The sequence below is a fragment of the Thermoactinomyces daqus genome (genome assembly GCF_000763315.1).
GTDB lineage: Bacteria > Bacillota > Bacilli > Thermoactinomycetales > Thermoactinomycetaceae > Thermoactinomyces_A > Thermoactinomyces_A daqus.
Genome location: NZ_JPST01000003.1, coordinates 132751 through 151960, shown reverse-complemented (window position 1 = coordinate 151960; position 19210 = coordinate 132751). Strand labels below are relative to the sequence as shown.

The window sequence follows — 19210 nt, the reverse complement described above, 5'->3', positions numbered from 1 at the left end:
TAAGGAGGTCCCATGTCCGTTAAATCGGCTGTTCGTGTACTGGAGATTTTTGAATTATTGCGGGATCACCCGCAAGGTTTGAATATAAAGGAAATTGCAAGCGCTTTATCCTTTCCGCAAAGCAGCACGTTTAATCTGGTGAAAACCCTTTATGAACACGGATATCTGTCGGCGACGGAAACAAAAAAGTACCGGCTCGGGCCGAAGTTGATCCAGCTGGGAACGAGCAGCATGGAATCGATGGATGTGTACCGGGAGGCAAAATGGCCGCTGGAACGGCTGGCCGAGCAAGTGGAGGAAACTGTTTTTATGGCGATTTTGTCGGGCGATGAAATGGTTTATGTCGCCAAAGAAGACAGCAACCGCTCCATTAAGACCAGTGCGCAGATCGGATCGCGCAAGCCGATGTATTGCACCGGTCTGGGCAAAGTGCTGTTGGCATATTTGCCGGAGGAAGAGCGAAACCGGATCCTGGACAAATCCGCGCTTCACCCCATTACGGAGAACACGGTGACCGACCGGGATGAACTGGACCGGCTGTTGATTCAGTATCGGGAGCAGGGTTACGCCGTTGACAATGAGGAGAATGAAGAGGGATTGTATTGCATCGCGGCCCCGGTTTTTGATGTCGCCGGACTGGTTTTTGCCGCAGTCAGTGTGGCCGGGCCGAAAGATCGCATTCGGAAGCGACATGATTTTATCGTGTTTCATTTGCTGAGCACGACCAGGGTGATTTCAAGAAATATGGGATATATCCCTTAAAGGGAGGTTGTGCAGTGGATGTTGTCACGATTGGGGAGACGATGGTTTTGTTCACTCCCCAAAATACCGGTTTGCTCCGTTATGCCAAGGATTTTTCGCTCAGTTTTGCCGGCGCGGAAAGCAATCTGGCCGTAGGGTTGGCCCGGCTCGGTCACCGGGTCGGCTGGATGAGCCAGGTCGGTCAGGATGAGTTTGGGGAGGCGATCCTTTCCTTTCTGCGCGGCGAGGGGGTGGATACCACACAGGTGAAAAAGCATCCGGCGGCACCCACGGGCCTGATGGTGAAGGAACCTCTGCACAGAAGGGAGTTGCGGGTCTATTATTACCGCAGCAACAGTGCAGCCAGCAAGATGGATGAATCGTTTTTAAACGAAGATTATCTCGCCGGAGCCAAATATCTGCACCTGACCGGCATCACGCCGGCGCTGAGCGGGAGTTGCCGGGCCATGGCGTTAAAAGCGGTTGAACTGGCGAAAAAACATGGTGTCAAGGTCGTGTTTGACCCCAATTACCGTTCCAAGTTGTGGGGAGAAGCAGAGGCGAAGGCCGCGTTGGGAGAGATCGCGGCTCAGGCGGATATCGTGTTGCCGGGGATAGAAGAAGGCGTCCTGCTGACCGGTGAATCCGGGCCGGAACGGATGGCCAGCCGCTTGCTGGAACGGGGAGCCGGGCTGGTGGTGGTAAAACTGGGGACCAAAGGTGCGTTTTACGCATCCGCGGCCAATTCCGGTTATGTTGAGGGTTTTCCTGTCAAAGAAGTGGCCGATCCGGTTGGGGCGGGTGATGCCTTTGCTGCCGGTTTGCTGTCGGGTTTATTGGACGGTCTTTCTCTCGCGGAGGCGGTTCGCCGAGCTTGTGCGGTTGCGGCGCTGGCCGTTGAGGTAAGAGGGGATTTCGAGGGATTGCCACTGCGGGAGACGCTGATGCGGTTCATGAACCAATCCGGTCAGGATGTGCTGAGATAGGGGGGAGAATATGATTCTGAAGCAAATTGAGGAAAGCGGCATTATCGCCATTGTGCGCGGCCACCAACCGCAGGATGTTGAGTTGATCATCGGGGCATTGCGGGACGGCGGCATTCGCACGATTGAAATTACCATGGATACGCCGGGCGTATGTGAAGTGATCGAACGGGCGGCGAAGAAGTTTGCCGGTGAAATGCTGATTGGTGCCGGAACAGTGTTGGATCCCGAGTCGGCCCGGATGGCGCTTGCTGCGGGGGCCAGGTTTATCTTTTCTCCGTCCCTCAACCTCGAAACCATTCGCATGACAAAACGCTACGGGGCCATCAGCATCCCCGGGGTTTTCACCCCGACGGAAATGCTGACCGCGTTTGAACACGGGGCAGATGCCGTCAAAATTTTCCCTGCCAATGTGCTGGGACCGGCATACATCAAAGCAGTGCGTGATCCGCTGCCGCAAATTCCCGTCATTCCGACAGGCGGGGTGAATGAAGAAAATCTGTCTGCTTACATCAAAAGCGGTGCAATCGCTGTGGGGATTGGTGGCGCCTTGGTGAGGAAGACGCAAAAAGTGGATCGGGAGTACTTGGAAGAACTGACGCAAAAAGCGGCTCGTCTGGTTGAAAAGGGAAGAAGCGCGAGAGGGTAAAGCGGGGAGATGGAGGAGTGGGAATTTGAGAATTACCGGATATCAAACGTATTTGGTTCCGCCGCGCTGGCTTTTTTTAAAAATTGTAACCGATGAGGGAATCAGCGGATGGGGAGAGCCCGTGATCGAAGGGCGGGCCAGGACCGTCAAAGCGGCTGTCGACGAGCTTATGGGGTATTTGCTCGGCAAGGATCCCCTGAAAATCGAGGATCATTGGAACGTGATGTACCGCGGCGGATTTTATCGCGGAGGCCCGATTCTCATGAGTGCCATTGCCGGCATTGATCAAGCGTTATGGGATATCAAAGGCAAGTTTTACAATGCTCCGATCCATGAACTGATGGGCGGAGCCTGCCGGGAATCGATCCGTGTCTATTCCTGGATTGGCGGAGACCGCCCTGCCGATGTGGCCCGCGCTGCAAAGAAAGTGGTTGAGCGCGGTTTTACAGCCGTCAAGATGAACGCGACCGAGGAATTGCACTATATCGATTCATACGCGAAGGTGGAGCAAGTGATTGAACGGGTGGCCGGGGTTCGTGAAGAGGTGGGCAACGAAATCGGTATCGGGATCGATTTTCACGGTCGGGTGCACAAACCGATGGCCAAGCTTTTGGCCAAGGAACTGGAGCCGTTTCATCCGATGTTTATCGAGGAACCGGTTCTGCCAGAGAACAATGAGGCATTGAGGGAGATCACAGCCATTACCTCGATCCCGATTGCCACGGGCGAGCGGATGTTTTCCCGTTGGGATTTTAAAACAGTGCTGGCGAATGGTTATTGTGACATCATCCAGCCGGATCTCTCCCATGCCGGCGGAATCACTGAATGCAAAAAAATCGCCGCAATGGCCGAAGCATACGATGTGGCGCTTGCCCCCCATTGCCCGCTCGGCCCGATTGCACTGTCCGCTTGTCTGCAAGTGGACGCAACATCACATAATGCTTTTATTCAGGAACAAAGCCTGGGCATTCACTACAATCAAGGGAGTGACCTGTTGGATTATCTTGTTGACCAATCTGTTTTCGACTATAAAAACGGGTATGTCAAAATTCCGACAGGGGCTGGACTCGGCATTGAGATTAATGAGGAACAAGTGCGGAAAATGGCTGAAACCGGACATGATTGGAAAAATCCGGTTTGGCGCCACGATGATGGCAGTGTGGCCGAGTGGTAAAATTTTCGGGCAAACCAAAACAACATGTTCCATCCGGGGAAACATAACCTTATGGCGAGGAAAACCATAAGGTTTTTTTGTTTGCATGATTTTATTTAAAAATGAGATTGACAGAGTTGATTTATGTGATTAATATTTATCTGTGCTAATATTTAATGCACTTAAATAACGGCATCGGGGGAGTGAGTATGAAAATATCCGATGAGGAAACAATCACCCGTTTACAAATGCTGTTCCAATCGATCTTTAAGAAAATAGGAGCCGATGTCGCAGAGCAGTTATCCAAGACCGGATTGACCAAACCTCAGTTTATGATAATGCAATTTATCGGTCAACGGGAACATTGCCGGGTAACCGATATTGCCAACATCATGGAGGTGAAACCGAGCGCAATCACCCTGATGATCGACCGGTTGGTCTCGGCCGGCTGGGTGAACCGGAGAGAAGATCCGTCTGACAGGCGCGCGGTCGTAATTGAACTGACTGATGAAGGTAAAGACATTTTAGCGGAAGCGAAACAGAAATGCGATCGGTTAACCGCCGACTATCTGGCTTGTTTCAGCCGAGAGGAACTGGATTTGCTCATTCGGCTTTATGAGAAATTGGAACAAAGCGTATATGGAAGAGAAAGAAAGGATGTGAACGATGATGGAACATAAGCAAACGGAAAAACGAAAGACCTTGATCACCGGCCTGATCATTGCCATGTTGTTTGCTGCGTTGGATGGTACGATCGTGGGTACGGCAATGCCCCGGATCGTGGGTGAACTGGGCGGGCTTGATAAAATGGCCTGGCTGACGACCGCTTACTTGCTTACTTCGACCACGATTGTCCCGATTGCCGGAAAACTGGCCGATTTGATCGGGCGCAAAATCATCTACGTGACAGGATTGGTCATTTTTATCATCGGATCGGCGCTTTGCGGAACTGCAAATGATATGACCGGTCTGATCATCTACCGCGCCGTGCAGGGAATCGGCGGCGGTATTATGATGCCGATGGCGATGATTATTATCGGGGATTTGTTTACCGGAAAAGAGCGGGCCAAATGGCAGGGGGTTTTCGGTGCCCTGTACGGTTTGTCCTCTGTGATCGGACCTCAGGTGGGCGGATGGATTGTCGATTCGCTCAACTGGCGCTGGGTATTCTACATTAATCTGCCGGTGGGTTTGCTGGCCGTCCTGTTTATCTGGATGGGCTTGAAAGGGAAAAAAGTTTCCGGTCCGGTTCGGATTGACATCTGGGGGATGTTTACGATGGTCGTGGGCATCGTCAGCCTGTTGCTGGCTTTGTCCATCGGAGGAAAAAACTACGCCTGGGATTCGTGGCAAATTATCGGTCTCTTTGTCCTGGCGGTTGTAGCGCTTGGTACTTTTGTATTGGTTGAGCGAAAAGCGGAGGAGCCGATCGTCCCCCTCTATCTGTTCAAAAACCGTACCTTTACCTTGCTGAATGCGGTTGGTTTCTTTATGGCAGTGGGGATGTTTGGCGCACTCACATTCATTCCCTTCTTCATGCAAGGGGTGATCGGTGTCAGTGCAACCACATCGGGAACAATCATGACTCCGATGATGATCACCATGATTATCTCCAGCATTATCGGCGGACGCCTTGTGCTGAAAATCGGGGTAAAACCGCAGTTGATCATCGGCATGGCCGTTATGGCTGCCGGATTTGTGATGATGACCTTCTTTGACCAGCATACGACAAAATTGTATGTAACGGGAGTGATGCTGGTTTCCGGTCTGGGACTGGGGCTTGTGATGCCGACGCTGACGCTGGCTTTGCAAGAGAGTTTCAGTAAGGAAGAGCTCGGAGTGGTGACCTCATCCAGCCAGTTCTTCCGTCAGATCGGAGGAACGATCGGGATTACCGTTCTCAATGCGGTCATGATCCAACGGGCCGGCGGGTTGCTCACAGACCGGTTGCTGCCTGCGATGCAAAAAATGCCTCCGCAGCTGGGACCGGTGCTGGGAAAATTTAAGGATATGATTGAGAACGATCCGAATGCGCTGCTTTCGATGCTGTTGAATCCGGATGCGTTGAAAAAATTGCCCGCATTTTTAACGGAATCCATGGTGCCGGTACTGAGAAGCACTCTGGTGGATTCCCTGCACAGCACGTTTGTCTGGGGATTGGTTCTGGTTCTTGCCGGTGGGCTGTTTGCCCTCTTTTTGAAACCGATTCGCCTGAGTGACCGTTCCGAAAAAGAGATCAAAAACGAACAAGTCGCTTGAGGAACGAATACGGCCCTGCCTGTGGAAAAAGGCAGGGCCGTTTTGTCATGTCCGGTTTAGCCATCTGTGCAAAAGTTTTACCACTTGGCAAAGGAGAGGATGTTTTTACGAATCCAAAAGCATAAATATCAACAAAACCATCAAATTGCACAACGCAATCAAAACAGCCGGAAACAATTCCGATTGAGAATCTAGATATCAATATTTGGAATGTTTTTGGAAATGGTCCGGTTTTTCTTTTTCTTCTTTATCCTGTCGAGAATTTCACCTAATTCCTGTTTATTCCAAAGTCGTGTCGAAGCTGAAAAGAAAAAAGCACAACTTTTTGTTTTTCCTCCTTTTTCATAGCAGCTTAATCTTCCGGTGATTTATAATTTTGCTAAATAAACTGATTTATAGCCAAATGTTAAAATCGATTATTTATAACGAATACATAGTGGAAAAGGATGATTTCCATGAATTTATTACCTAAGTGGCTGCAGGAATGGATTCATGATGTACGCTGGCATAAAACGGGATTTAGGTTATTGGATGAACGTTGGATATGGAAATAGAGCGCTTTATCAATCGCGAAACAGATACGATTGCCTTTGCGCGTGCCGATGGATTCGTGGCGGGAGGAAACATCACCATTGCCTATAAGCCGTTGGATGAACACTGGATTTATGCCTCGTTTGATCTTTACCGGCCTGTGACGATCCCGATTGAAGCACGATTGGAGCAGCTTCTCCTTTTTTCCGAATTTTATGTGAAGCCGGGCCTGCTCCTCAAACAATCCCATGTATACCAGGACGTGATGACACGGGTTTTCGCCATGCGCCACAAACGGAAAATGACCGAGCTGCGTGAAGAACGGGCCAAAGTTTTTTCCTTGTTTGTCGGCTCCGGCCATTATGACGAGACCATGGTTTCATTGGAAAATTCATCGGTGTTTAATCCGTTTTTAGACCCGGAACTCATTACGATGGCTTCCGCGAGCGGCGGGGAAGTTTCCCAATTTTATACCAAATACTCCGCATCCATCTTTTCTTTTTACCGCGTTCCGGCAGGGGAAAATAAAGGGAAGTTTTACGTGGTGATCAACTACCTTCCCTGTCCGTATACGGAAAATAAACAGTCTTATTTGGATGATTTGTATATTGAATCGAATCCTGCCTGCATATGCCCGACAGATGTGCCGGTCGACTGTCTCGCTGCTTTGGCTCACTTTCAATTCGGACGGTTAATGAGGCTGGAGGATTTGAAAAAAGAGGCGTTGCGTGGAGATTATCCTTTATTTATCGACTTTTTGCATTATTTAAGTTGTCCGTTTGCGCGAAAGGATTATCCTGATTTGGAAGAAGTGTTTCTCGATTTTGCCGGCTGCGGCCATCCGATGATCGAACAGGAAGTCCTGGAGTTGGCCAGGGTGAATGGATGGCGAAAATTGCTGAAAGCCAGCGGCAAGAGTTAAGTTGGCGAAATTGGCGAAATCCCCGGGCAGGTTCGTTGGCGCCGGGGATTATTGTTTATTTTGTGCGCAGAAACTCCGGCAAGTCAAAACAGGAGCGTAAAATCGATTCGTTGACGTACTTGGTCTCTTTATCAAAGTTCTTCACGACGAGATCCTTGTATTTCTTTGAACCGATGGTAAAGCTCCAAAAACCGCCGGGATAGGTTGGCACGGTTGCGATGTAGATTTTGCTGATCGGGAAAAGCTCTTCAATATGATGAACGGTCTGCTTCATCACTTCGCGGTGAAAGAGCGGGGACTGGCTTTGGCAGACCATGAGTCCGTCTTCCTTGAGTGCTTCACGGATATTTTCGTAAAAGCTGCGCTCAAATAATTGCTTGGCCGGGCCGATTGGGTCGGACGAGTCGACGATAATCACATCGTACGCGTTTTTGTGTTGTTTAATGTATTCAATCCCGTCGTTGTAGATAAAATGAACACGGGGATCGGAAAGATTTCCGGATACGTCCTGGAGGTGTTCTTTGCAGACGCGGACCACCATTTCATCGATTTCGACCATATCAATTCGTTCCACTCCGCTGTATTTAGCCGCTTCATGTGCCGCTCCGCAATCTCCGCCGCCGATGATCAGTACGCGTTTGGGATCGGGATGAATGGAGAGCGGTACATGGGTAATCATTTCATTGTAAATATGACCGTCAAGCGAGGTGGTTTGAACCACACCGTCCAGGACGAGCATTCGTCCAAAATCGTATGAGTCCAGAATCATCACGTGTTGGAAATCGGATGGTGCTGCAAATATAATATCTTTGATCCGGTAACTGATTTTCATGTTTTCCCGTTCATCTTCAACCAGCCACCAGTCTTGCCCGATCTTTTGCAAGAATTTCGGCATCTCGTTCATGTGGAGACCTCCTTTATCACATAGAAGTGGGTGGTACCCTGCTACGAGAAACCATTTTATCAAAAGAGAAAGTCTGCTGACAAATCAGATGAACGGAAACACCTCTTTGAAAAGGGTTTATTTTCTATCGGCCTCGTGATTTGCTATAATGTAACGTAGCGATGTCTATGCAGGAAGGACTCAGTCGTCGAGGAAGAACTCATTTTTTCCCATCGTGATTCTTAATGTAAAGGTTAAAGGAGAGCTTCATGAATAAACATCAGTCCTTATCACCCGAGATTGTGAGTGAAATCGAATACCTTTTGCGTGAAATCAGTCAAATTGTCAAAAGAAAAGGCCGGGATATCCTGAATCATTTTCCCATCACCCCTCCTCAATTCACGGCGTTGATTTGGCTGAAAGATGAAGGAGACTTGACGATCGGTGAATTGAGCCAAAAGATGTTTCTGGCGTGCAGCACCATGACCGATTTGATCGACCGGATGGAGAAAAACGGCATGGTGGAACGGGTGCGGGATGACCGGGATCGCCGGGTCGTACGTATTCATCTCCTCGACAAAGGGCGGAAGATCATCGAGGAGGTGCTGGAAACGCGCCGCCAGTATCTGTCTGAAATTTTGTCGCATTTGAGTGATGACGAGGCGCTTGAAATTCAAAAACATTTATCCATTCTGCATGAGGAAATGAAAAAAGCTTAATCTTCCCCCCTCTCCTTGACTGGGAGAGGGGAGTCTTCGTTTTGTCCAGTGCATGGATGATTTTTTTACATATGATATGATGTTGAAGTTGATGCCATTTAAACAGAGAGGATGGCCGGAATTGATGAGAAGTGGAGAGGGAGAAACCATGAGCCGAGAGACAGAGGGGCGGGTAATCGGGATTCTGGATTCGGGTGTGGGCGGATTGACCGTGGCCCGGAAAGTGATGCGCCAGTTGCCCAGAGAAACGGTTTATTACCTCGGGGATACGAAGCGTTGTCCTTATGGCCCGCGTTCGGAGGACGAAGTGCGCCAGTTCACCATGGAAATCATCCAATTTTTGCTGCAGTTTCCGCTGAAAGCAATCTTAATCGCCTGCAATACGGCGACCGCCGCGGCATTGCGGATGGTTAAACAACATGTGAGCCTTCCCGTGCTGGGGGTGATCGAACCGGGAGCGCGCGCGGCCATCAAAGCGACCAAGACGGGGCGAATCGGAGTGATCGGAACCCAGGGGACGATTCAAAGCGGCGCTTACGAACAGACCCTGAAACGGATTCACCCGGGTTTGGAGGTTCACAGTTTGGCCTGTCCAACCCTGGCTCCGCTGGTGGAAAGCGGGTTGCACCAATCTGAAATGGCGGAACAGATTGTCGGTGAATCTTTGAAGCCCCTCAAAGGAACGGGGATTGACACCTTGATCTTGGGATGTACGCATTATCCCTTATTGACCGATGCGATTGGCAAAGTGATGGGGGATCAGGTGGAAATCATCAGTTCGGCGGAAGAGACTGCCGCGGAGCTGAGCACCATATTGCACCATCAGCAGTTGTTGTCGGAGAGGGAACATCCTTCCCATCGTTTTTTTACCACCGGGTCGCCGGAGACATTTGCTGAAATCGCCGCGGGTTGGTTCGGTTTTCCGGTTCCGGTGGAAACGGCGGAACTGGTACCGGTGGCCAACCCGTAATACCATCACACACCCGGAAGAGAATGACAAAAAAGATGTGCTAAATCCCTCCAATGCTCGTATACATGATAGTAGATGACTTGTCCTTGGAGGGATTTGCATGTTGAACAAGATGTTTCGCGCATCCGTCGTCTTGTTGCTGTTGCCGCTGGCCGTTACCGGTTGCACGTTCGGACCGGAAAAACACACATCCAGGCCGATCGACCCTCCGCCCGCAAACGCGAACCCCGTTGCGGCAAAACAAGCGGAAAGCCCGAAGGAAACGAGCAAGACCGAACTCTATTTTTTATCTGATTCCGGTTATGTCGTCCCTTATGCCTTAAATATTCCTTTATCGAAGGGGAGGGCGATCGCCCGGGATGCCTTGAGCCTCATGGTCAAGGGAGGGGCCGGGGAATCGATGATCCCGGACGGTTTTTCCCCGATCCTGCCAAAGGGGACACAGCTGAAAGGATTAAATATCCAGGATGGAACGGCGACCGTCGATTTTTCCAAAGAGTTTTTAAACTATGATCCCGGTCAGGAAGAAAAAATGTTGGAGGCGGTTACTTGGACGTTGACCGGTTTTCCGCAAGTAAAAGAAGTAAATATCTGGGTCGAGGGCAAACCCATCGCGGTAATGCCGAAGAAAAAGACACCGGCCCAGGGATTGACCAGGGAAAATCTGGGGATCAATCTGGAAGTGGCGGAAGGAACCGAGATGAATCGAAGCATGCCGGTCACCCTTTATTTCCTCGGCCAAACCCCTGATAACAAGGTTTATTACGTCCCGGTCACAAGAATGGTCAATGAGACGTCAAATGCAGCGGAGGTCACCATCAAAGAACTGATCAAGGGACCGCGGCAGGATGCCGATTTGAGCGGAGCTTTGGACTCCGATACCGAGGTAAACAAAATACAGGTAAAAGGGGACACGGTCTTTGCCGATTTTGGCGAGCAATTGCTCGAATATGGGAACCGGTCGGCTTCTAAAGACGCGCTGCAAACCATTGTTCTTTCATTAACGGAAAATACCGGTTATAAAAAGGTAAAACTGAGTGTAAACGGAAAGCAAAACATCATGGCGGCCGGTGAAAAAGATTTGCTTGATCAGCCGGTCACACGTCCGAAATTCGTAAACCCTCAGTCACTTTAAAAAAGAAAAAACGGCAAACGATAAGTGTTGAGGGACGGATGCAATTCATCTCTTGACGGTTCGTTTGCGGGCAACTCCGGGATGATCACGTAATCATCCTTTTTTCTTTTCTTTATTCGGAAATTGAACCAAGGGTATGCTATACTTAAGGGACTTGGCACAGGAGGGTGACATCATTGAGAGTAGATGGTCGCGCATATGATGAATTGAGAAAAGTATCGATGGAAAAAGATTTTATTAAAACAGCGGAAGGTTCTGTTTACATAACTGTGGGGGACACGCGCGTCATTTGTACTGCCACTTTGGAAGACCGGGTTCCCCCGTTTTTGCGAAACTCCGGCAAGGGCTGGATCACGGCCGAGTATTCGATGTTGCCCCGCGCGACGCAAACACGGACCATTCGTGAAGCGAGCAAGGGGAAATTGAGCGGGCGCACGATGGAGATTCAACGTTTAATCGGGCGCGCTCTTCGTTCGGTCGTCGATCTGGAAGCACTCGGCGAACGGACGTTGTGGCTGGATTGCGATGTGATTCAAGCCGATGGAGGGACGCGGACTGCTTCGATCACCGGCGCTTTTGTCGCCATGGTTTCGGCCCTTGCCCCGCTGGTGAGAAACGGGACGTTGAAATCCCTGCCGGTCAAAGACTTTTTGGCTGCTACAAGCGTCGGCGTGATCGGGGAACATGCCTGCCTCGACTTGTGCTATGAGGAAGATTCGTCTGCGATTGTCGATATGAATATCGTGATGACGGGCTCCGGTCAGTATGTGGAAATTCAGGGAACAGGTGAAGAAACGCCGTTTTCCGCCGAGCAGCTTGCCGAATTGCTCTCCCTCGGCCAAAAAGGAACGTCGGAACTGATCCGCCTGCAAAAAGAGATTTTGGGAGAAGATGCCGAGCTGGTCGGAGCAGCCCAAGTCAAAAAAGAGGCTTCGGAAAAAGCGTAAAAATGGCGTACAGCAACTGCCGCTTGCCCATGACGAACCCGTTCATGGGCATTTCCATGTTTGATGCGGGAGGAAACAACATGAAAAAACGCTGGGTTTATCCTCACATTACCATCGCCACCGGAAATAAAAATAAGCTGAAACAATTTGCCGAACTGTTTGCCAAACATCTCGGGCTTGAGGTTAAAGGTTTGGCCGATTATCCTGATATGCCGGAGATTGTGGAAGATTGCGACACGTTTGAAGGAAACGCGATCAAAAAAGCGGAGACCATATCCCGAATGTTAAATATTCCGGTAGTGTCCGATGATTCCGGGCTGGTCGTTCCCGCCTTGGGAGGGGAGCCGGGTGTTTACTCGGCACGTTACTCCGGACCGGGAGCGACGGATGAACAGAACAACCTCAAGCTCCTGGGCAAGATCCAAGCCATACCGCCCGAGCGAAGAGAAGGGTTTTATGTCTGCGCGATGGCCCTGGCCATTCCGGGAGAAAAGACCGAAGTGGTCCGCGGGGAATGCCGGGGAATAATCACAGACCAACCGCGCGGAGAATGGGGTTTCGGTTATGATCCTCTGTTTTACTTCCCCGAAAAAGGGAAAACGATGGCGGAACTGACAAATGAAGAGAAATTTGCATTCAGCCACAGGGCCAGGGCGACTGAAAAATTGATCGCCTTATTGAAAGAGCGTTATCTTTTTTCATGAACATTGCCGACAGGAGGTTGATGTCCGGATGAAAGTCCTCATTGTCAGCGACTCCCACGGGAAAGGAAAATTGCTGAATCAGATTGTGGAGCGCGTCAAGGCGGATCATGTGATCCATTGCGGCGATTTTTGCACAGACGAGAAACAGTTGCCCGCTTGCTCGTTAACCGTGGTTCGTGGAAATTGCGATTGGGAACAGGTTCCCATGGAACAGATCTGGAAGCGGGACAGCCTCACGTTTTTTGTGACACACGGGCATCGTTATCAGGTGAAAACCACTCCGCTGCCTGTTCGCTACCGGGCACAAGAGCTTGGAGCGCAGATCGCCTGTTTTGGTCATTCTCACTTTCCCTTTTGCGAAAAGGTGGGAGACGTATTGCTGATTAACCCGGGAAGCATTACCCTTCCGCGCGGTTTTCCCTTTCCGACCTATGCTGTGCTCACAAAAGAAAAAGATCTGTTGACTGTCACTTATTACAAGACGGACGGCACACCGACCCGCCAGCGCGGCTTTAAGGGACGTCTGGACTGAATAAAAGCGAGGAGCAGGGCAAATCCTGCTCCGCCTCTCTCACGGTAATGACTTCGTTTCGATTTTTTGCAATAACTGGTTTGATTGCCTGTAAAAATTAAAAAATGGGTCTTGACGAAATGTATTGGTTTGGTATATGATAATTTTGCTGTCGCAATCAACAAGTTGTGTCCCAGTAGCTCAGCTGGATAGAGCAGCGGCCTTCTAAGCCGTCGGTCGGGAGTTCGAATCTCTCCTGGGACGCCAAAACATGTCGCTTAAAAACGCCTGTCTTGATCGATTCGGTTAAGGGAGGCGTTTTTTCGTGCCGGTGTCATTCCGGGTTTTCACTCAAAAAGATCCGGGTTACTGGCCTGCGATGCATTCTTTCAGCTGATTTGGGCAAACGTTATATTTTTAATAGTCCGAAAATAAAATCAAATTGAATGAGGGTGAATCGTGTGGCGGTGATTGCCGCGATGTTGGTGCTTGGTTCCGGTTTGGTCCATTCTCTGTGGAATCTCTTTGCGAAAAAGAGTATCAATAAGAATGCTTTTCTGTGGTACTGTCAGTGGGTGGCGATCGTTCTCTTTTTTCCATGGGCGATTTTGGACAACGGCGGTTTGCCGGACCAGAAGACGGCGTATCTCTTTCTTTTGATGTCCATGTTATTGCACGGGCTGTATGTCGTATTGCTGGCAAAAACCTATACCATCGGGGATTTGTCCCTGGCTTACCCTGTTATGAGAGGAACAAGCCCTTTATTGGTCCCCGTCATCGGTACTCTTTTTTTGCATGAAAGCCTCTCTGCCGGGAGCTGGATCGGTTTGGGGTTTATTCTGTTTGGGATCATGTTCCTCGGTGGCAGAGGAGGGAAAAAGAATTCGGATCATCCGCTGAAGGCCATATTGCTGTCTTTGGGAGTCGGTGTCTGCATTGCTGCTTACATCATTGTCGACAAGCTGACTTTAACTTATCTTTCACCTGTATTTTTAAATAATGGCGACGAATGTCGGGAATATGCTTGCGCTGTCCCCGGTGATCATCAGACCTGACGAACTGAAAAAGGAATGGGTTTTCAACCGGAAGACGATTTTGCTGGGAGGAATCTTGGCTCCGGGAGGATATCTCCTGTTTTTGTTTGCCTTGTCCCTGGCGGAGGTGGCACAACTGGCCCCGATGAGAGAAATCGGCACGGTTTTCGGCACGGTTCTCGGGATCCTCGTTCTCCGTGAACGGCATGGTTTGCGGTGGATGGCAGGGTCGGCCATGATTACCCTGGGAGTGATCATGCTCGGGGTCTGGGGATAAATCTGATTTTGGGAGTTGTTGGTGCTTTACACCTGGGTGTGCATGGTTTAACATAGAAGCAGTTGCTTTCATACATAGTGAGTGAAGCATGGTCCCCCGGGCGGGATTTTTTCCTGTGGCAGGGCTCTTTCTTGCAAAGTGTTATCGCTGTGTTATAATGAAAGGGTTATTGCGGGAATAGCTTAGAATCGGACTGATTCATCTTAATTTATAGATTGACGCAGGAGGTTACCGTTGATGAAGGCAAGTTGGGAAAAAACTGAAAAAAATCAGGGTGTTTTGACTGTAGAAACCGATGAAAAAACAGTTGCGGAAGCATTGGATCAGGCATTTAAAAAAGTAGTGAAAAAAGTAAGTGTGCCAGGATTCCGGAAAGGAAAAGTTCCCCGTCCCATTTTCGAAAAGCGTTTCGGTGTGGAAGCTCTTTACCAGGATGCGCTCGACATCCTGCTCCCGGAAGCTTATGAAGCTGCGGTAAAAGAAACGGGAATCGAGCCGGTGGATCGTCCGGAAATCGACATTGAGCAATTGGAAAAAGGGAAATCTTTGATTTTCAAGGCGACCGTTACGGTAAAACCCGAAGTCAAACTGGGTGAATACAAAGGATTGGAAGTCGAAGAAAAAGACTTCTCCGTAAAACCGGAAGATGTGGATGCCGAACTGGAACGCATGCAAAAACAGCAAGGCCAGCTTGAAGCGATTGAAGACGGTGCGGTGGAAAAAGGCGACCGGGTGATCATCGATTTCGAAGGCTTTGTTGACGGAGAAGCTTTTGAAGGCGGAAAAGCGGAAAAATACACGCTCGAAGTGGGTTCCGGCACGTTTATCCCCGGTTTCGAAGATCAGCTGATCGGCATGAAGCCCGGTGAAGAAAAAGATGTGGAAGTAACATTCCCGGAAGATTACCACGCCAAAGAACTGGCCGGCAAACCGGCGGTATTCAAAGTGAAACTGCATGAGATCAAACGCCTTAACCTTCCGGAACTGGATGATGAATTCGCACAGGATGTAAGCGAATTTGATACATTGGCAGAATTGAAAGCCGATATCGAGAAAAACCTGAACGAAAAAGCGCAACAAGAGAAAGAAAATTACATTCGCAACGAACTCGTGGAATTGGCGGCCAAAAATGCCGAAATCGAGATTCCGCAAGTGATGATTGACCATGAAGTGGAGCATATGCTTCGCGACTTTGAGCAACGTTTGATGTACCAAGGTCTCAATCTGGAAATGTACGCCCAATTCACCGGACAGGATCAGGATGCCTTAAAAGAACAGTTCAAGGAAGATGCTGAAAAACGGGTTCGTGCCAACCTCGTGCTGGAAGCGATTGCCGCAGCTGAAAAAATCGAAGTGACGGAAGATGAGATCGAACAGGAAATCAAAACGATGGCCGAGCAAATGGGTCGCGAGTTGGAAGAGGTTCGCAAACTCGTCGAACAACAAGGCGTCATTGATTCCGTGAAAGAACAACTTCGCGTGAAGAAAACGATCGATCTACTTGTATCTAACAGTAAAAATAAGGCATAATGGTTATAGGAGAGCAAAAAACGGGGCACGTGAAAAACGTGCCTTGTTTTTAAAATAAGAAGCTCCGAAATGAGGTGTTTTCGATGCCTTTGGTGCCAATGGTCGTGGAACAAACGAACCGTGGAGAACGGGCATATGATATCTATTCCCGTTTGCTGAAAGACCGGATCATCTTTCTGGGAGGCCCGATTGACGACAACATTGCCAATTTGGTAGTTGCGCAAATGCTCTTTTTGAGTGCGGAAGACCCAGAGAAAGACATTCATTTGTACATAAATTCTCCCGGCGGATCTGTAACGGCTGGAATGGCGATTTTTGACACGATGAACCATATCGGCCCCGATGTTTCCACCATTTGTGTCGGGCTTGCCGCCAGCATGGGCGCTTTTCTTCTCGCCGCCGGTACGAAAGGGAAACGTTTTGCCCTGCCCAACAGCGAAGTGATGATTCACCAGCCGCTGGGTGGTGCGCGCGGGCAGGCATCGGACATAAAAATCCACGCTGACTGGATTTTGCGGACCAAAGATCAGATCAACCGTATTTTGGCGGAGCGCACAGGACAACCACTGGAAAAGATCGCCCGGGATACCGATCGCGATTTCTTCATGACCGCACAGCAAGCAAAGGAGTACGGGATTGTCGACAAGGTGATGACGACCAGTGGAAAGGGGTGAGAGAGTTGTTCAAATTTAACGAAGAAAGAGGACAACTAAAATGCTCGTTTTGCGGAAAATCTCAGGACCAGGTGAGAAAATTGGTCGCCGGTCCGGGTGTATATATCTGCGATGAATGTATTGAACTGTGCAATGAGATCGTGGAGGAAGAATTGGGCAACGAAGAGGAAATCGATCTGCAAAATCTGCCCAAGCCACAAGAAATCTGCAACATTCTCGATCAGTATGTGATCGGGCAGGATAAGGCCAAAAAGGCGCTTTCCGTAGCCGTTTACAATCATTACAAACGGATTAACTCTTCTCAGAAGGCCGATGATGTGGAACTTTCCAAAAGCAACATCCTGATGGTCGGTCCGACGGGGAGCGGGAAAACTCTGTTGGCGCAAACCCTTGCCCGCATCTTGAATGTTCCGTTTGCGATTGCCGATGCCACTTCGCTTACCGAAGCGGGTTATGTCGGTGAAGATGTGGAGAATATCCTGCTCAAGCTGATCCAAGCTGCCGACTATGACATCGAAAAAGCGGAGCGCGGGATCATCTACATCGACGAGATTGACAAAGTGGCCCGCAAGTCGGAGAATCCGTCAATCACCCGTGACGTTTCCGGCGAAGGAGTTCAACAGGCTCTGCTCAAAATTCTGGAAGGCACGGTGGCCAGCGTTCCCCCGCAAGGCGGGCGCAAACATCCGCATCAGGAATTTATCCAAATCGACACCAGCAACATTTTGTTTATCTGTGGCGGAGCATTTGATGGTCTGGAAACGATCATCAAGCGCCGGATCGGCAAAAAGGTAATCGGCTTTGGCATGGATCATCAGAGCGTCAACATGAAACCGGGCGAATTCTTGAAATTGGTATTGCCTGAAGACTTGCTGAAGTTCGGTTTGATTCCGGAGTTCGTCGGACGGCTGCCGGTGATCTCCGCACTGGAACCGCTTGATGAGACGGCGTTGGTTCGCATTTTGACCGAACCGAAAAACGCGCTTGTGAAACAGTACCAAAAACTTCTCGAAATGGACAACGTCGAGTTGAAATTTGAGACGGAAGCGCTGGAAGCAATCGCTCAGGAAGCGATCAAAAGGAAAACAGGTGCGCGCGGATTGCGGGCCATCATCGAGACCATTATGCTTGATGTCATGTTTGAGCTTCCTTCCCGCGAAGATGTTCTTCAGTGCCAAATTACCAAAGATACCGTCTTGCATGGTGTGCCGCCCAAATTGATGACAAAGGAAGGCCGCGTCATCAACAGCAAAAAAGAAGAGACGGCGTAACGAAATTGTTGGCATCTGCCGGGATTGGGCGGATGCTTTTTTCTTTCGTTCATGGTATGTTAAAATGTAGTGGTTTCAGGTCAAATCATGAGCAGTTCTCCGGCAAAGCGGCAGAGCTGCTCTTTCGGTTAACAAAGAGGTGGAATTTTGCATGCTACAAGTATCGGTTATTGATCGAGACCATTATTTAAATTTTGTGGAGACAGAGCCTTATAGAAACTTTCTGCAATATCCCTCATGGGCCGATTTGAAGGCAGAATGGAAATGGGCCAGCGAGTTGTTGGGATGGTTTACCGGGGACGGACAGATGGTTGGCGGAGCGCTTGTCCTTTATCGGAAAGTGCCGGGATTAAACAAATATTTGGCATACATACCGCGGGGACCGATGATCGATTGGTTCTCCAATCGCAAATTGAGCGAATGGTTTGAGCCTCTTCTCAGCCATTTAAAACAGCGCCATGTTTTTACTGTGAAGATGGACCCGCCGCTCGTGCGAAAGAAGTGGTCCAGCCAAACGATCATGCAAGCGATTCAGGAGTTTCAGTCACATGGATTAAAAAACCGAAAATTGACCGATATTCGACCTGATCAGATCTTTAATGATGTGGAATATGTACAGCAGGAATTGGCCGAACTCGGCTGGAGAAAAAATGAAGGACAGGACAGTTTTGATACGGTTCAGCCGCAATTTGTCTTTCGTTTAAACATGAGGGGAAAATCCTTGGAACAAGTCTATTCCGGATTTTATCCCGCATGGCAAAACAAGATTCATCAAGCGGAACAGGAAGGAATTCATGTTTACCTGGGAACCGAAGAGGATTTGCCGCAATTTCACCATTTGCTGCGAATCACAGCAGAGCGGGAAAAATCTCAGGTGCGGGGTCTTTCCTATTTCGAAAGAATGTTTGAAACCCTGATTATGGAGAATCCTTACCGCGTGCGCCTGTACTTGGCCCGCTTGGGTGAGAGAATCTTGAGTGCCTCCCTCGCGGTCAGGGTAAACGGGCACACTTGGGACCTCTATAATGCCCGTCACGGCGAATCGCTCGCGGATCCGGCCAGTGTTTATCTGCGCTGGAAGATGATTCAGGATGCTTATCAGCAGGGGGATCGCCTCTTTGATTTCCGTGGAATCAGCACCGTTTTGGATGAAAATAACCCCTTGTTTGAATTATTGCATTTCAAGTTGGGTTTCGGCGGGGAAGCTTGTGAATTGGTCGGAGAATGGGATTATCCGGTTATTCCGATGTTGTATTGGGCTTTTGATATGTATATGAAAAAAAGATAAAGCCGCTGGTTCATTTTGGCTTGGCCCGA

General features: G+C 49.5%; 20 protein-coding genes and 1 tRNA gene. 20 read left to right on the top strand and 1 reads right to left on the bottom strand.

Annotated features, from left to right (window positions below; genetic code table 11):
• Positions 1 to 12: 12 nt before the first annotated feature.
• The 7 genes from JG50_RS0101185 to JG50_RS0101155 all read left to right on the top strand — a co-directional run bounded on the left by JG50_RS0101185 (position 13) and on the right by JG50_RS0101155 (position 7238).
• A complete protein-coding gene (locus JG50_RS0101185; RefSeq protein ID WP_033099261.1) occupies positions 13 to 762 on the top strand; it encodes an IclR family transcriptional regulator in 750 nt (249 codons plus the stop codon).
• A 14-nt stretch (positions 763 to 776) separates the two neighbouring features.
• A complete protein-coding gene (locus JG50_RS0101180; protein WP_033099260.1) occupies positions 777 to 1727 on the top strand; it encodes a sugar kinase in 951 nt (316 codons plus the stop codon).
• A gap of 10 nt (positions 1728 to 1737) precedes the next feature.
• A complete protein-coding gene (locus JG50_RS0101175; RefSeq protein ID WP_033099259.1) occupies positions 1738 to 2373 on the top strand; it encodes a bifunctional 4-hydroxy-2-oxoglutarate aldolase/2-dehydro-3-deoxy-phosphogluconate aldolase in 636 nt (211 codons plus the stop codon).
• Positions 2374 to 2398: 25 nt separating this feature from the next.
• Positions 2399 to 3547, top strand: coding sequence for a galactonate dehydratase (gene dgoD / locus JG50_RS0101170; RefSeq protein ID WP_033099258.1), 1149 nt, complete (start codon positions 2399 to 2401; stop codon positions 3545 to 3547).
• Positions 3548 to 3735: 188 nt separating this feature from the next.
• Complete coding sequence (locus JG50_RS0101165) at positions 3736 to 4206, top strand: MarR family winged helix-turn-helix transcriptional regulator (protein WP_033099257.1); 471 nt, start codon at positions 3736 to 3738, stop codon at positions 4204 to 4206.
• Positions 4196 to 5785 (top strand): MDR family MFS transporter, encoded by a 1590-nt coding sequence (locus tag JG50_RS0101160; protein ID WP_033099369.1) that lies wholly within the window; start codon positions 4196 to 4198, stop codon positions 5783 to 5785. The genes JG50_RS0101165 and JG50_RS0101160 overlap by 11 nt, the downstream gene beginning before the upstream one ends.
• Before the next feature lie 544 nt (positions 5786 to 6329).
• Positions 6330 to 7238 carry a hypothetical protein gene (locus JG50_RS0101155; protein ID WP_033099256.1) on the top strand — a complete coding sequence of 303 codons (909 nt, stop codon included), beginning with the start codon at positions 6330 to 6332 and terminating at the stop codon, positions 7236 to 7238.
• A gap of 55 nt (positions 7239 to 7293) precedes the next feature.
• Here JG50_RS0101155 and speE read toward each other — a convergent pair whose 3' ends face one another.
• Positions 7294 to 8142, bottom strand: a complete 849-nt coding sequence (speE, locus tag JG50_RS0101150; RefSeq protein WP_033099255.1) for a polyamine aminopropyltransferase — start codon at positions 8140 to 8142, stop codon at positions 7294 to 7296.
• A 248-nt stretch (positions 8143 to 8390) separates the two neighbouring features.
• On the opposite strand from speE, the gene JG50_RS0101145 reads away from it, so the two are divergent.
• The 13 genes from JG50_RS0101145 to JG50_RS0101090 all read left to right on the top strand — a co-directional run bounded on the left by JG50_RS0101145 (position 8391) and on the right by JG50_RS0101090 (position 19181).
• Positions 8391 to 8840 (top strand): MarR family winged helix-turn-helix transcriptional regulator, encoded by a 450-nt coding sequence (locus tag JG50_RS0101145; RefSeq protein ID WP_033099254.1) that lies wholly within the window; start codon positions 8391 to 8393, stop codon positions 8838 to 8840.
• Positions 8841 to 8988: 148 nt separating this feature from the next.
• Complete coding sequence (gene racE, locus JG50_RS0101140) at positions 8989 to 9810, top strand: glutamate racemase (protein ID WP_033099368.1); 822 nt, start codon at positions 8989 to 8991, stop codon at positions 9808 to 9810.
• A gap of 100 nt (positions 9811 to 9910) precedes the next feature.
• Positions 9911 to 10945: a GerMN domain-containing protein gene (locus JG50_RS0101135; RefSeq protein WP_033099253.1), complete on the top strand. Its 1035-nt coding sequence runs from the start codon at positions 9911 to 9913 to the stop codon at positions 10943 to 10945.
• 176 nt (positions 10946 to 11121) lie between these two features.
• Complete coding sequence (gene rph / locus JG50_RS0101130; RefSeq protein WP_033099252.1) at positions 11122 to 11892, top strand: ribonuclease PH; 771 nt, start codon at positions 11122 to 11124, stop codon at positions 11890 to 11892.
• An 80-nt stretch (positions 11893 to 11972) separates the two neighbouring features.
• Positions 11973 to 12596: an XTP/dITP diphosphatase gene (locus tag JG50_RS0101125; RefSeq protein ID WP_033099367.1), complete on the top strand. Its 624-nt coding sequence runs from the start codon at positions 11973 to 11975 to the stop codon at positions 12594 to 12596.
• 28 nt (positions 12597 to 12624) lie between these two features.
• Entirely contained in the window at positions 12625 to 13128 is a 504-nt protein-coding gene (locus tag JG50_RS0101120) for a metallophosphoesterase family protein (RefSeq protein ID WP_033099251.1), read from the top strand.
• A 169-nt stretch (positions 13129 to 13297) separates the two neighbouring features.
• Positions 13298 to 13374: transfer RNA gene (locus JG50_RS0101115), tRNA-Arg, on the top strand.
• A gap of 185 nt (positions 13375 to 13559) precedes the next feature.
• Complete coding sequence (locus JG50_RS17955; RefSeq protein ID WP_160173777.1) at positions 13560 to 14162, top strand: DMT family transporter; 603 nt, start codon at positions 13560 to 13562, stop codon at positions 14160 to 14162.
• Complete coding sequence (locus JG50_RS18535) at positions 14128 to 14418, top strand: EamA family transporter (RefSeq protein ID WP_052153867.1); 291 nt, start codon at positions 14128 to 14130, stop codon at positions 14416 to 14418. Before JG50_RS17955 ends, JG50_RS18535 begins: the two co-directional genes overlap by 35 nt.
• Positions 14419 to 14655: 237 nt before the next feature.
• Positions 14656 to 15948, top strand: a complete 1293-nt coding sequence (gene tig, locus JG50_RS0101105; RefSeq protein WP_033099250.1) for a trigger factor — start codon at positions 14656 to 14658, stop codon at positions 15946 to 15948.
• Between the two features lie 83 nt (positions 15949 to 16031).
• Positions 16032 to 16622, top strand: a complete 591-nt coding sequence (gene clpP / locus JG50_RS0101100; protein ID WP_033099249.1) for an ATP-dependent Clp endopeptidase proteolytic subunit ClpP — start codon at positions 16032 to 16034, stop codon at positions 16620 to 16622.
• A gap of 5 nt (positions 16623 to 16627) precedes the next feature.
• Positions 16628 to 17893 carry an ATP-dependent protease ATP-binding subunit ClpX gene (clpX, locus tag JG50_RS0101095; protein WP_033099248.1) on the top strand — a complete coding sequence of 422 codons (1266 nt, stop codon included), beginning with the start codon at positions 16628 to 16630 and terminating at the stop codon, positions 17891 to 17893.
• 151 nt (positions 17894 to 18044) lie between these two features.
• Positions 18045 to 19181, top strand: a complete 1137-nt coding sequence (locus JG50_RS0101090) for a lipid II:glycine glycyltransferase FemX (protein WP_033099247.1) — start codon at positions 18045 to 18047, stop codon at positions 19179 to 19181.
• Positions 19182 to 19210 lie beyond the last annotated feature (29 nt).